Genomic DNA, 12,179 nt, shown 5'->3' on the forward strand with positions numbered 1-12,179 from the left:
ACTCGGCGACAGGAACGCCGGATTCGTCGAGGTCGAGCCGGCCGAGTCGGACATTCAGGTGATCGCGGCATCCGTCTCGGAAGTCGAGATCGTCGAAGGTGAGGAGACGTACGTCATCGGCAGCCTGTACCAGGCGGGCAACGTCGAAGGGACCGAAGAGATCGAACTCACTGCCACCCACAACGAGACCGGCGAAACACACGACGTCGGGAGTCAGGAGGCGACACTCTCTCCCGGCTACTACCACCTCGGGGCGATTAACATCACCTTCCAGCCCGACGAGACAGGCCACTACGACCTCGAACTCGGCGACAGGAACGCCGGCTGGGTCGACGTTGATGAATCGACCGTCGAGGCGTCAATCATTGACGTCGATGGCCACTCAGTCAACTTCGATCCCGACACCGAGACAGAACAGACGTATGCGAGTGAAGACGTCACCGTAACCATCGAGATTGACGCCGATCTCGATCTGGAGACGGTGGACGTATTAGTAAGTTCGCTTGAGACGAGCTACGTTCGCTCGTTCGAGGCGAGCCATGAGAGTGGTGAGACATGGACAGCGACGGTATCGCCTGAAGACATCGCGGACGATGGACGCTATGAAGTGTCTGTCGTGGCGGTCGACCAAGTTGGAACCGTGGGGACGGACACCGAAGACAGAACTCTCGTGATCGACAGGGATGCTCCACGCCTCTCGTCGACACTCGTAAACGTTGACGGCGAAAGTGCGACGGTCGTTGTCGAAAGCGACAAACCACTCGTGGATGCTCCCGAGGTAGAGGGCGTGTTCACTGACCCAGACGGCTCGACCGAAAGCGATTCAGTATCTGTGCTCCCCGTCGGTGGAAGCAGTACCCACTTCACCGGCACGTTTGCCACCGGCGAGACCGGCAGCTACGAGATTACAAGTACTGGAACCGACCGAGCCGGCAACGAGGGAACCGACACCACGTCAGTCACTGTCGACACTCGGTTTACGCTCGGTGACGGGGTCATTGAGATCGACGACACTGGGACCACCATTGAGTTCGAGGTCGCTGACGAGGCCGACGAGGCGGTCCTTAGCCAGGATCTGTTCGCGTCGCTGTCGGAGACGACTGCCAACGCGAACCTCGATGATGGCCAGCTCGGTGTCGGCTTCATTACTGCCGAACTGGACAACTTCCTCGAGTACTACCTCGAGCAGGGCACCGTCGAGAGCGCAGAGATATCGATGGCGATCGACGGCGGCGAACTCCCCGGCAGCGCATCGCCCGACGAAGTGGAACTACACTACTACGATGATGCGGATGGAGCATGGGAGCCCGTCGCCGGGTCGGCTGTCGAGATCGATTCCAACGGAGATCCGTTCCTCACGGCGTCGGTGAGCGGGTTCTCGACGTACGGTGCGTTCGTTCCGGACGCGGAACCGCCGGTCGTCGACGTTGAGTCGCCTGTCGATGGCGCAACTGTCGAGTCGACGGACGGTGCGGTCACGATCGAGTTCAGCTACGACGATGATCGATCCGGCATCGACGTTGGGTCGGTCACGCTCGACGTCGACGGCGAGGACGTCACCGACCACGATGAGACGACGATCACCTCGACGAGAACGGAACACGTCCTCACGGTCGAGCCGGGGGTGTCCTACACTGCAACCCTCACCGTCTCCGACGATGCGGGCAACGTTGCGACCGAGGAAACGAGCTTCGAGGTCGAATCCGACAGTGGCAGCGAATCGGATTCATCGGCACCATCCAGCGATTCTGGCTCCGCGGGTGGGTCCGGTTCATCGGACCGCTCGGACACCGTTGATACCGAGACCGAAGAGACGGCCACACCGACTGAGCCACCGGTTCCAGACACACCGACTGAGACTCCGGTTCCAGACACACCTGGGACGACACCCACCGAATCGACGCCCAGCTCGTCGACCGATGAGGATGCAGGGACGGACGACTCGATCCCCGGATTCGGCCTACTGGCCGCGGTCCTCGCGTTGTTGGTTACGGCTGGGGTGGCAGTGCGTACGCGTCGATAGCACGTTCGGTCACCCCGTGTCACCGAAACCCGAGAGGAAAGCCTCGTGATTTAGCGCGGTCACAACTCGACACAGAAGTAGTCCCGGGCGGATTCGTAACAAAAAGTTAAATAATCCTATTCCATATGTGGGGTATGTCGGTTGATGATCCCCACAACCTCTCCGAACAACTCAAGAATCAGAAGGAGAAGTTAGACGACATCGACAGCGAAGATTCCACGCTGCTCTGGAACTTTGCTACTGCATCCAGCAAGGAGATGGCTGACAGCACGGTGATCCAATATTTGTCGAAGCTTCGGCTGATCAGCGAAGAGAGCGACAAGCCAATCGTTGAGATGGAACCGTTGGAGATGACTCGTGTGATAGACAATCTCGAAGATGAAAAGGGGTGGTCATCGAAGGGAACTCGGCGAAATTACGAGAAGGCACTTCGTACGCTCTTTCGTGAGTTGCGCGAAGCTGATCCGCAAGAGTTCGGCAGAGACTACGCAGAGTTGCTACCTCGTGAGGGTTCGATTCGTCTGACCAAAGATGAACCGTCGAAGATCACTCCGGAAGACATCTTGTCAAAGAGTGAGATTGAAGAATTGATCCAAGATGCTTGCAAGAATCCGCGCGACAAAGCTATTGTAGCGATGCTCGCGGATACCGGGATGCGGATCGCTGCCCTGCTCTCACTCCGAGTCCGCGACGTCGAATTCCGTAGTGATGGTGGTGGACTGTTTCAACCCAATACCGAAGCGACGGGTCTCAAGGGAGATGATGCACGCAAGCCATTGACGTGGAGTGCGGTACACGTGGAGAACTACTTGATAAACGATCATCCTCGTCCGGATGACGATGGTGCTCCCTTGTTCCACAAGAGTGAGGGGTGGACTGACGAGGACGACGACGGATCGATGACTCCCGCACTCGTGCGCCAGCGTCTCAAGCGACTCGTTGACAAGGCGGATGTGAGTCTTGATACAGAGGATATCCATCCACACGTGTTCAAGCATACCGCCGTCACGATCTGGGCTAAACAGGGGTTCAGTGACCGCGAGATCAAGCACCGTGCCGGCTGGTCTCGTGACTCGAATATGCTCAAGCGGTACGAGCACATCGAAGAAGAAGAGATCAACAAACAAGTTCTGAAAAAGTACGGGTTCGACGTTAAGGATGACGAGATCGGCGAACCGGAGTTGGACAGGTGTCCCCGGTGCAGCGTGCCGCTGCACGGCGGCGAGAATTACTGTCCGCAGTGTATGCTCAGGATCGAGTCGAGTCCGCGTTGGTGGCAAATGTATCTCAAAATCACTTCCGAGGGCGACGAGGTTCGACAGAAGTACGAGGGTCAGATTCCGCCGGCTGACGTATCAGAGTTGTCGCCATCGTACTACGATCGCGTCCATCGGGTGTTTATGGCGGCGACGTTCCCGGTTGATTGGGAGGATGAGTTTGATTTCGAGGTTGGAGAGTTGGATGACGAGGAGAAGGAGTGGGTGGTGGATAATCTGGAGGATATACATCACGAACAGCGGGAGGAGCATCCGGTTCGTACGGACGACGATTAGCGGCTACGCGTCGAGGAGAAGTAGTTCGTCGTCGTCACTCGTCGCGCCGCCGGACGGCGCGGAGCGAATCGGGTTCGACTACCAAGTTGTCTGCGTGGCTTGGGAAGCGGCGGTGTTCGTCTTGTGGTTTGTACATTTCTCCTTCGCTGATTCGTTCTCCGGTTTCTTCGGCGTCTCGGGAGTGATGTAGCCGATGATGCGGACTTGGCTTTCGTCGATGACTTCGGCGAGTAAGCCTTGCTGCTGGTTGGCGAGCGGTCAGCAGATACCCCGACAGTCATCACAGACCTCGATGTCCCGTCCATCCTCCAATTTCACGCTGACTATCGGCGTGCTAGTGCAGTCGTAGTCTACGTACTCATCTCGGTACTCGGCGAACTTCGTCATCGGTTCTCACCCTCCGACGAGGAGACGATGTAGGTGAAGTCGCCAAAATCCACTGTTTCACAACCGTGATCCCACAGCATATGATCGAAGGTTGCGTACTCCTCAGTCACGGCTTCGAAGTGAGGGTCAGGGTGTGGTATCTCGATCGCTGGGCGTCCATCCACACGGCTACACTCTTCGTCGAGTACCAGTCCGTCAGCGAACGGCATTACTGAGACGGTGTGGATGTCTTGATGGTTGTAAATCGCTTCTAGTCGTTCAAGTTCGGTTTCGCTGTCTTGCATTTTCGTTGGTTTTGTTCGACATCACCTCCATCAGTCCGGTTTGTTTGCGAACGATTCGAGACACGCCCGGGGAGTCGAACCCCGACTCCCCACCGTGGGGAGAACCGTTCCGTGCAAACTGTCTGGCGAGCGGATCTAGGCCGTCAGAACTCGTCCAGCAACTCCTCCACCACTTCATCGACGAACTCCTCGAAGCCGTCCTCAACGGTCTGCACTTCGATGACCTCCCCGGGATCACGTTCCCGTTCGACTTTCTCTTCGAGTGCGGGAAGCAGCCAGTCAACGGCGACGTGTGCCGGGACGTCCATCACATCGTGGTATTCCTTTTCTTCGTAGGTGGCGGACTCGTAGCGGACGACGTACCCCACTTCCACGTCGTAGACGGTGAAGTGGTGGCGGTTGTCCACGAGGTTTCGCTGCGGACGGCCTCCGATGGCGATGTCGATGACGGTGTTGTAGTCCGTCTCGTCGAGGGCTGCGCTGATTTCTCCGTGTCCGATGAGTTCTTCCACGTATTCTGTATCGGTGCTGTCGTGATGACCTTCGATTTCTGTCACCAACACAAGATTAGAGAGTTTGACAGATATACCTTTCTCTCGGAGGGATACGAGGTTAAGCAAAGGTACTAAGTTGGTGTTTGAGACTTCAAGGAAGCCGTTCTTCCGAGACTACTAAGTGGCGCTAAAACGTATAAATATACTGAGATGAGTGTCGAAGAACAACTCACAGACACCCAACGCGAAGTAGTCGAAGTTCTCAGAGAAGGCCGAGCGACGCCACAACACATCGAACAGAACACAACCATCCCCAGCAAACACGCTGTCCAACACCACCTGAAGGAACTCCGACTCGCCGACGTCGTCATCAAGGTCAACACAGGCCTGTACGAACTCTCCGACGAGTTCGACAACTGAACCCTTCTTGTCCTCGCAATCCGCGCCACCGGTTAGCGACGATGAACGCCGTTCAAAGTAGTATTTAAACCCGGTTGATATTCCGATTCTGTTCGGTAAACACGTCATATCGAATCCCGTGTTTTCTGCTGTCTGATATAGTTTAGACCCCATTATTTGACCTTAATGATTAATCATTAAGCCTGCCACGTCGAAGTTTTTAACTATGTAGTTCAATCGTCAGTGATGCAATGTTCGAAAAACCCAATGCGGCAAGCAGATCGGTAGCAGAAGAGCACGACAGACAAACTAACCACTGTCTCGACGTCTCCCACAACGAGAGTGATGTCTATGGGGTCTGAGAGCAGCGACATCGAAGAGACCATCAGAGGCGTTGTCGAACCGATTCGAGAAACCTCAGGTGTTGAGATCACCGGGATGGATCACCAGATAATCGGTGACGTCGCAATCATCCACATCGAGACCACCGACGAAAATTATGACACGTCCATCGTGTTTGAGCCCGATGGTGACGGCGGAGGTGATGACGATGGTGTATAGACCCGAGTACAACGGCCCCGAAGACCGCCCCGACATCGACGAGATCGACGGCTTCGCGGAGCTGGTAGATGACGTCGAAACCGCCCTCGAAGAGGCTGAACAGAACGGTGAGGACATCAAGTGGATGAAGGTCAGACCCCCCGTCATCGCCGTCGACTTCGATCCGGGAACGTCCGCAGATGACGTGCGGGGTTTCTTCGACGACTACCTTATCGACATCATCCCTGAAGATGACTTCACCGCGGTACTCGTCGACTTCACCATTTTCGGCATCGCCATCGAAATCTATCCGCGAGACTACCCATACGTGGAAGAAGAAATACCGAGTTTGGCTGACGAAATTGGGGGTGACGAGTAATGCAGGACGACATCGACACCGACGACTTGCCCGAGGAGATCGACGAAGTCCTCGCCGCCGCCCGCTACGCGGCTGCTAACACCACCGGAGTCGAGGAGACGGACACCAAAATCATCCTCAACGAGGAGAAAAACATCGGGATCGCTCACATTGACACAGACTGCGAAGGCGAGTATGCGCGGTTCGTGTTTACGACGGACGGCTCTCGCCAAGTCTGGCCCCTCGGAGGTGGTGACGATGGTGTCTGATGATCCCCGTGTCAGAGTCTTCGTAGACCTCTTCAACATCTACTACTCCGACTGGGACACCCCCGGAGACACGGACGAGTTGAAACCGGAACACGTCGATTTCGACGACAATCTCAGCGGCAATTGGGGCCGGTGCGGAAGTCGAAGTGACGGAACCATCGTCTACAAGATCAACCGCCAGAAGTGGATCGACTGGGACGTAAATCGTCGGTTGATGTTGATCATCCACGAACTGGGACACGTCGAACACGCGCACCACAAGCCGTCGTTCTGGAAGCAGGTCATCGACATCTACGAGACGTTCAAAGACAGGGAAGACGAGGTTGACGAAGCCATCGCCGGAGACATCGATTGGGCGCAAGTGGCGAAACACCTGACGCGTGACCCCAACTCGAAGACCGTCGACAGACGCTGCGAGACCGTCGACGAACGTCGGGAGAAGATGGCCGATGCGCTTGACTACGACGGATATGTGCCGGCGTACTGACGTAGACATCTAAACAAGGACGAGAACGGACGCAAAGCGGACGTGGCGAAAGGGACGATGGTTCTGACGCGGACGTGAGACAAGACGAGTAGCGACGGTTGTGGCGAACGCGTGTCGGCGAGAAAGGCAGTTCAGTCGAACGTCTCCTCCAACCGCTCGTCCAACTCGTCTCTGCGCTCCGCCTCCTCCGACTTCTCCAACCCTCCACGCTCGACGCGTCGAAGGTGTTCGGGCAAGTCGAGGTGGCGCACGATGTCGTCAACGTTGAGTTCGTCTTCGAGTTTGCTCTTGACCGTGTCGCCGATCTCGTTCCAGCCGACGCGCATCGGATCGGTCTGCATCTTGTTTTTACCCCCACCGGAGAGATCGAAGAAGTGGCCAGCAGTGTAGCTGACGACAACCCCACGCTCGACGTAGAAGTGGTAGCGAACGCCTCTATCGTCTACAGCCTCCTCGGATTCGTCATCGATGACGACGGTGTGCCGCTTCACCTCGACACCGGGTTCCTCTTCCTCGTCCTCGTCGCGTTCCCGGCGGTCTTCATCATCGTCGTCGGCGAGGTGGCCGTACTTGGTGTCGTCACTCACGGGGATCACCCGCCTCGTCGTCGACGTCGAGTCCCTCGACGACATCATCGAAGAACTCGCGTATTTTTTCACGGCGACGTTTTTCGAGTTGCTCTAATCTCTTTTCATGGAGTTCTACACGATTCTCGGCCCGTTGCCGGCGGAACCGCTCCCGCTCCAACGCCTCTCGAAGTTCTTCCTCATCGTCCGACGGTTCCGGTTCGTCACTCATCGTCATCACCCGCTCCGTGTCGGGCGGAATCGATGACGGCGTCCTCGACGGCTTCCTCCTCTCGAAGCAGTTGCTCGAGGCGCTCGCAACGACTCTGCAACAGTTCGCGCTCGCTGAGGGCGGCTTCGAGGGCTGCGCCGCTGTCGAAGTCGTCCATCTCCCGCGACGCTTCGATGACGTCGCGGACGTACGCGGATAGGTTGATGCGGTTCGATTCGATCCAGTGCTTCTGTTCCTCCGTGATCTTGATCGACGTAGTCGTCAAATCGCTTGGAGAGTCACCTCCTCGCATTACAGGTATTACTACGCCTTCTGACAATAAAAGAGGTACGCAAGTTGACATTTAACGCGGAGAGGAGCTACTCGCTCCCCCGCGGTCAATCTCTTCGAGAGCTTCATCGACGCGCTCGTCACCGGCTTCCTCTTCGAGGTACCACCGGCGTCGCTCCTCGTCCTTGTGGATGTTCATCAACGTCTGCCGGGAGCAGTTCGGGAGTTCCCGGGAGGCCTTCCTGTACGACTCTCCGTCCTCGATGGCTTCGAGTGCCTCGGTGACATCGAGAAACCCGGTTTCGCCACCATCGTAGTCGGGTGAGAGGTTGGGGTGAAGGTACCCCTCGTCGCTGCGGACGAAGCCGGTCGGGACTTGGCCGAGCCACTTGCCTTCGCGTCGAGCGCGTCGGAGGCCGGACTTTGTTCGCCGAATGATCTGGCGTCGTTCCTCCGTGTAGACCATCCCCACAACGTCGGCGACGAAACGGTTCGTTCCGTCGGGCTTGATCTTGTCCACCTTCCCGTTCGTGATGTGGACGGTGACTCCGTTGTCCTCGCACGCGTCGAAGAACTCCTGAATGATGGATCCGCGTCGCCCGATGCGGCTGATTTCCCAGACGACGACGTGATCGACTTCTCCCTTCTTGATTCGGTTGAGCAATTCGAGGTAGCCTTCTCGCTCCCGGGTGCTTCCGCTCTTGTCGAGGTCTACGTGTTCGACTACTTCGTCGGAGTCGATGTCGGTGTTCTCGTCAATCCAGTCGTCGAGATCGTGCTTCTGGTGAGACTTCTCTTGGGTGTCGGTGCTCGCTCGAATGTACTTCTCGTATTGTTCGTCAGACTGTGTCATAGTTTGGAGGGCTTGTTCGGTTCTGAGGGGTTGCCAGTTTACCACAGAACCAGCACTTAAAGAATCGCTCTCGTTTACAGGCCTGTAAACGAACATCCGTCTGACTACCACTCAACAGTAACTACTCTGTCACGAAACTTAAACGCCGGCTCGAAGAGGTCTCGGCAGCGAGATCGAAGGGGTACGGTGAGAAGACTCGTGTGATACTCGTTAGCTCATCCGCTGTTCTATCTCGTGCGCCACCACCATCAAAACGAACCCGCTCGACGAACAACCGGATCCGATACCGGTTGCTCTTCCAGTTCGACGAAGCGAACACACCCAAGATTTCACGAGCTTGTGCCAACACATCACACAAAAATTATCTGAGAAGGCAACAATTCACGCACCAGTGAGCATCGTAGACGCAATCACCGCCGAACCCCTCCTTAGCCTAGCCACCGGCATCTTCGTCACAATCCTCGGCGGAATCGGCCTCTACGAATACCGCCGTAGCCGCGAATCAACGGACGACGCCAAGGAGTGGTACCGCGACTCCCTCGCCCTGATCGGTCAACTCCAGAACATCGGTCACCAAACTACCGGCATCCAACAACACGACACGGAAACGCTCCGTGAGAAACTCGATCCCCTCACCGACAATCTCCGCTCCCACGCCGAAAAAGCACCCGACAAAATCCCGTTCGAAGCCCGCAAAGACCTCGCCGTCCTCTCCGCCTTCGCCACCGGTCTCATCAACATCACCGAACAACACGACAACCTCGGCCCACTCGAGATCCTCGACAACCTACAAGAACACGTCAAGGAGAACCACGACAGGGACTACGACATCGATGACGTGAACGACTTCATAGAAGATATCGAACTCGACGGGCTCGCCGATCAAATGGCAGAACGGGGGGAAGAGGACTTCGAACTGGATGACAAGGTAGTCGAAGAGATCACCGACAACATCAGCGACGAATCACTCGAAACCGGCCAGATCGCATCCATTGAAGACGCCACCAACATTCCGTTCGACAGGTTCCAAGAGGCAATCGATGACGACGAGTTCATCGACGATTTGATGGACGACACGATGCGCACGTACTCTCAGTTCATCTTGCTCCAAGTCAGCAGCGACGTGTACCGGAAGATGGAGCTCCGACTTCAACGGGAGTAAACCCCCTCACTAGGTCTCGACAACGAGTTCCGCACACCCCCACGCGTCCGGATAAACTACTCCAACTGCAACACCGCCTCCGCCGGAGAGAGGCCGTGACGCTCAGCAAGCTGTTCGGCGAGCATCCACGCTCGCTCCGCGTTCCTCGGTTCAGCCGTCTCGAATTCGCGGGCGTACAGGCACAGTCCTACGACGACGAGCAAGTCGTCTTGTGGGTGTTCTCCAACCATCGAGGCGAGTTGGCCGCGTCATCCCAGATAAACCCGAGGACGGGACACCCCACGTCTTGAATGAAAATCACGAGGATTGATAGGAGAGAAGGGCTGACTCGAGCATCGTGAACCACCATAGAGAACCCGACATCACCATCGAACGAGAGGAGCGTGTCGTCTTCGTCGAAGCCAAGTCTCACAACCCCACTTAAAGAACCGCGTCGAAAATCGAAGTCGAAGCGAAAATCTGCACGCCAACCCCCTACTTTGGAGTCGAGAAACCACTACCCACTCAAACTCGTTACGAGAAGAACGCCACGACGGCCCTCGCCGCCGCACGCATCCGCGCCAACACACCACCACGTCCAGTGCTATTCTGCGGCTCGTCGACGGGAACGCGCCCATCCGAATTCACACTTTTACGTTCGACGCTTGACGAGTTGCAGTCCGACTTGCGCCGACATTCTTCTTCCGCGGCGATGACCGCCGCGACGGGATCCGCATCTTGACTGACTTCAGCCGTTTCGCCGAATAGGGACAGTTCAACCGGTTCTCGTTCGTCTTCTTGCACGCAACCGTCCGTCGGTGCGCGTGAGGTTTAGTGGCGTCGCCCGACGGGGTTTATTGAACATCAGTTGTCAACGCGTGTACCACTCGTTGCCCACGGGTTGGAACCGAATTGGAACCGAGTTGTATCCCACTTGGGATACGTGCCCCAAATGGGCATTTAGCCCCTAACGGTTGGGCAAAACTTATGGTGCTACTTGCCCAACTCAGACTATGGCTGACCTAGACGAAATGACTCTGCGCGGCAAGCACCCTGACAAAGCCGCCGTCAGAATGCTTCAGACGTACGACGACGATGAAATCGGCGGAGTCAAAATCGAATTGGAGATCGCAGACCATCACCCAATCCGCTCCACCATCGAGATGCTCAACAACATCGAGGGCATCGACATCGGTGGCCTCACGATCCAATTCGAACCGGCCGAACTGCGCCAAGCCAGCTACGACGAGTTCTCCGGAACAGGTCAAAGAAGCTCAACCGAAACCGGTTCAGACGACTCCAACAGTTGGACAGTCGAACCTGACGAACCCGACGACGAGGAAGACGAACGAGAGGAGGGAAGCATCCAGCCGGGGACTGCGCACAACTGGGTGTTACACATCCTCCACGAACTCAACGGCGACGAACGCTACGTCCCCGGCAAACGTGTCCGCGACGAAGCCGCAGAACTCGACGTGAGCGAGAGCAGCATCTACCCAGCCCTGACCAACCTTTGGGAGCGGAAGATCACCGACAGAACGGACGAAGGCGGCTCGTACAGTTACAAAATCACCGATCACGGCCTTGACGTCCTCGAAGACGTCGGAGTCCCCGAAGAGGAGGGAGAGTAACGACGAATGAGCACGAATACCCACACCAAAATCACACGGCTGTACGGGGAGTGCGAAAAGGCCCTCGACGAGTCACGCTCGAGGGAGATCGGCGAAGCCATCATAAACCGATTCAACCACGTGTTGGACGAGGTACAGCGAGATCATCCCGATAACCAGACCGTGCAAAATGTTGAGAAGGCCGAACCCACCGGCGCCGGCATAGTCGCCGGGGCACCACCACGCCCACGAGCCGACGATTTGCAGCGGGTCAAATTCCGGCTCGAAACGCTCTCGGACGCCCTCGGCTTCAACATCCACGGATTCCCACAACCGGTGCAACAACCCCAACCAGCGCAAACACCCGCAGGCCAGCCGAACATCATCGTCAACAACTATCAAAACCAATCACAACAACAGTCCGCCACGCAGACCATCACCGTCGAAGAAATCCGACGAGAGGTTGAGGACGGAGAGTTCTCCGACGACGAACGAGAGCGATTACTGGAGCTGCTGGACGAGTTTTCCGACGAGTTGGAAAGCGAGGATCCCGACGAGGGAAGACTCCGCGACGCCGTCAACTCGGCCAAAGCACTCAGCCTCGACGTGGGCGCAAAGATGCTGTACCTCGCCCTCGAAAACAACATCGACGCGTTCGGGGGATGACGGATAGAAATCTGACCGGGCTGAGGTTCATTTTTGTGACCCGAAGA

Annotated in this window: 18 protein-coding genes; 10 read left to right on the top strand and 8 right to left on the bottom strand. The window is 56.7% G+C overall.

The annotated features are described in order from the left end of the window. Together GRS48_RS12535 and GRS48_RS12540 are read left to right on the top strand one after the other, a co-directional pair. Window positions 1–2,023, top strand: a 2,023-nt coding sequence (locus GRS48_RS12535; RefSeq protein WP_200840280.1) for a PGF-CTERM sorting domain-containing protein, incomplete at its 5' end; no start/stop codon positions are given. 134 nt (window positions 2,024–2,157) lie between these two features. Beyond that, window positions 2,158–3,576, top strand: a complete 1,419-nt coding sequence (locus tag GRS48_RS12540; protein WP_159487039.1) for a tyrosine-type recombinase/integrase — start codon at window positions 2,158–2,160, stop codon at window positions 3,574–3,576. Between the two features lie 383 nt (window positions 3,577–3,959). Here the strand turns inward: GRS48_RS12540 and GRS48_RS12545 are convergent, their stop codons facing one another. Next, window positions 3,960–4,247: a hypothetical protein gene (locus GRS48_RS12545; RefSeq protein WP_159487041.1), complete on the bottom strand. Its 288-nt coding sequence runs from the start codon at window positions 4,245–4,247 to the stop codon at window positions 3,960–3,962. Between the two features lie 143 nt (window positions 4,248–4,390). Beyond that, on the bottom strand, window positions 4,391–4,804 hold the full coding sequence (locus GRS48_RS12550; RefSeq protein WP_159487043.1) for a hypothetical protein: 414 nt from the start codon (window positions 4,802–4,804) through the stop codon (window positions 4,391–4,393). Window positions 4,805–4,951: 147 nt separating this feature from the next. Between GRS48_RS12550 and GRS48_RS12555 the strand changes: the two genes are divergently transcribed. From GRS48_RS12555 to GRS48_RS12575, 5 genes are all read left to right on the top strand, one after another. Further along, window positions 4,952–5,161, top strand: a complete 210-nt coding sequence (locus GRS48_RS12555) for a hypothetical protein (RefSeq protein WP_159487045.1) — start codon at window positions 4,952–4,954, stop codon at window positions 5,159–5,161. Between the two features lie 330 nt (window positions 5,162–5,491). Then, window positions 5,492–5,701: a hypothetical protein gene (locus GRS48_RS12560; RefSeq protein WP_159487047.1), complete on the top strand. Its 210-nt coding sequence runs from the start codon at window positions 5,492–5,494 to the stop codon at window positions 5,699–5,701. Then, the gene (locus tag GRS48_RS12565; protein WP_159487049.1) at window positions 5,667–6,059 is read left to right on the top strand and encodes a hypothetical protein; all 393 of its coding nucleotides are present in this window, start codon (window positions 5,667–5,669) and stop codon (window positions 6,057–6,059) included. Before GRS48_RS12560 ends, GRS48_RS12565 begins: the two co-directional genes overlap by 35 nt. Continuing rightward, the gene (locus GRS48_RS12570) at window positions 6,059–6,307 is read left to right on the top strand and encodes a hypothetical protein (RefSeq protein ID WP_159487051.1); all 249 of its coding nucleotides are present in this window, start codon (window positions 6,059–6,061) and stop codon (window positions 6,305–6,307) included. The genes GRS48_RS12565 and GRS48_RS12570 overlap by 1 nt, the downstream gene beginning before the upstream one ends. Further along, entirely contained in the window at window positions 6,300–6,794 is a 495-nt protein-coding gene (locus GRS48_RS12575; protein WP_159487053.1) for a YgjP-like metallopeptidase domain-containing protein, read from the top strand. The genes GRS48_RS12570 and GRS48_RS12575 overlap by 8 nt, the downstream gene beginning before the upstream one ends. Before the next feature lie 131 nt (window positions 6,795–6,925). Here GRS48_RS12575 and GRS48_RS12580 read toward each other — a convergent pair whose 3' ends face one another. The 4 genes from GRS48_RS12580 to GRS48_RS12595 are packed head-to-tail and all read right to left on the bottom strand — an operon-like array spanning window position 6,926 to window position 8,715. Continuing rightward, window positions 6,926–7,381: a hypothetical protein gene (locus GRS48_RS12580; RefSeq protein WP_159487055.1), complete on the bottom strand. Its 456-nt coding sequence runs from the start codon at window positions 7,379–7,381 to the stop codon at window positions 6,926–6,928. Then, window positions 7,374–7,592 (bottom strand): hypothetical protein, encoded by a 219-nt coding sequence (locus GRS48_RS12585; protein ID WP_159487057.1) that lies wholly within the window; start codon window positions 7,590–7,592, stop codon window positions 7,374–7,376. Before GRS48_RS12585 ends, GRS48_RS12580 begins: the two co-directional genes overlap by 8 nt. Next, on the bottom strand, window positions 7,585–7,884 hold the full coding sequence (locus GRS48_RS12590; RefSeq protein ID WP_159487059.1) for a hypothetical protein: 300 nt from the start codon (window positions 7,882–7,884) through the stop codon (window positions 7,585–7,587). Before GRS48_RS12590 ends, GRS48_RS12585 begins: the two co-directional genes overlap by 8 nt. Before the next feature lie 51 nt (window positions 7,885–7,935). Next, window positions 7,936–8,715, bottom strand: coding sequence for a recombinase family protein (locus tag GRS48_RS12595; protein WP_159487061.1), 780 nt, complete (start codon window positions 8,713–8,715; stop codon window positions 7,936–7,938). Between the two features lie 391 nt (window positions 8,716–9,106). Here GRS48_RS12595 and GRS48_RS12600 point away from each other — a divergent pair, with 391 nt between their 5' ends. Then, complete coding sequence (locus GRS48_RS12600) at window positions 9,107–9,877, top strand: hypothetical protein (RefSeq protein ID WP_159487063.1); 771 nt, start codon at window positions 9,107–9,109, stop codon at window positions 9,875–9,877. Window positions 9,878–9,933: 56 nt separating this feature from the next. Here the strand turns inward: GRS48_RS12600 and GRS48_RS12605 are convergent, their stop codons facing one another. Beyond that, window positions 9,934–10,107: a hypothetical protein gene (locus GRS48_RS12605; RefSeq protein WP_159487065.1), complete on the bottom strand. Its 174-nt coding sequence runs from the start codon at window positions 10,105–10,107 to the stop codon at window positions 9,934–9,936. 283 nt (window positions 10,108–10,390) lie between these two features. Continuing rightward, entirely contained in the window at window positions 10,391–10,660 is a 270-nt protein-coding gene (locus GRS48_RS12610; RefSeq protein ID WP_159487067.1) for a hypothetical protein, read from the bottom strand. A 209-nt stretch (window positions 10,661–10,869) separates the two neighbouring features. Between GRS48_RS12610 and GRS48_RS12615 the strand changes: the two genes are divergently transcribed. Both GRS48_RS12615 and GRS48_RS12620 read left to right on the top strand, forming a co-directional pair. Next, the gene (locus GRS48_RS12615; RefSeq protein WP_159487069.1) at window positions 10,870–11,487 is read left to right on the top strand and encodes a hypothetical protein; all 618 of its coding nucleotides are present in this window, start codon (window positions 10,870–10,872) and stop codon (window positions 11,485–11,487) included. A gap of 6 nt (window positions 11,488–11,493) precedes the next feature. Beyond that, window positions 11,494–12,132, top strand: a complete 639-nt coding sequence (locus GRS48_RS12620; RefSeq protein WP_159487071.1) for a hypothetical protein — start codon at window positions 11,494–11,496, stop codon at window positions 12,130–12,132. Window positions 12,133–12,179 lie beyond the last annotated feature (47 nt).

It is taken from the genome of Halorubrum sp. JWXQ-INN 858 (assembly GCF_009806985.1).
GTDB lineage: Archaea > Halobacteriota > Halobacteria > Halobacteriales > Haloferacaceae > Halorubrum.

What these genes read in the sequence shown, in the direction of transcription:
- GRS48_RS12540 (WP_159487039.1), top strand. Translation starts at nt 2,158, where the DNA reads ATGTCGGTTGATGATCCCCACAACCTCTCCGAACAACTCAAGAATCAG.
- GRS48_RS12545 (WP_159487041.1), bottom strand. Translation starts at nt 4,247, where the DNA reads ATGCAAGACAGCGAAACCGAACTTGAACGACTAGAAGCGATTTACAAC.
- GRS48_RS12555 (WP_159487045.1), top strand. Translation starts at nt 4,952, where the DNA reads ATGAGTGTCGAAGAACAACTCACAGACACCCAACGCGAAGTAGTCGAA.
- GRS48_RS12560 (WP_159487047.1), top strand. Translation starts at nt 5,492, where the DNA reads ATGGGGTCTGAGAGCAGCGACATCGAAGAGACCATCAGAGGCGTTGTC.
- GRS48_RS12565 (WP_159487049.1), top strand. Translation starts at nt 5,667, where the DNA reads ATGGTGACGGCGGAGGTGATGACGATGGTGTATAGACCCGAGTACAAC.
- GRS48_RS12570 (WP_159487051.1), top strand. Translation starts at nt 6,059, where the DNA reads ATGCAGGACGACATCGACACCGACGACTTGCCCGAGGAGATCGACGAA.
- GRS48_RS12585 (WP_159487057.1), bottom strand. Translation starts at nt 7,592, where the DNA reads ATGAGTGACGAACCGGAACCGTCGGACGATGAGGAAGAACTTCGAGAG.
- GRS48_RS12590 (WP_159487059.1), bottom strand. Translation starts at nt 7,884, where the DNA reads ATGCGAGGAGGTGACTCTCCAAGCGATTTGACGACTACGTCGATCAAG.
- GRS48_RS12595 (WP_159487061.1), bottom strand. Translation starts at nt 8,715, where the DNA reads ATGACACAGTCTGACGAACAATACGAGAAGTACATTCGAGCGAGCACC.
- GRS48_RS12605 (WP_159487065.1), bottom strand. Translation starts at nt 10,107, where the DNA reads ATGGTTGGAGAACACCCACAAGACGACTTGCTCGTCGTCGTAGGACTG.
- GRS48_RS12615 (WP_159487069.1), top strand. Translation starts at nt 10,870, where the DNA reads ATGGCTGACCTAGACGAAATGACTCTGCGCGGCAAGCACCCTGACAAA.
- GRS48_RS12620 (WP_159487071.1), top strand. Translation starts at nt 11,494, where the DNA reads ATGAGCACGAATACCCACACCAAAATCACACGGCTGTACGGGGAGTGC.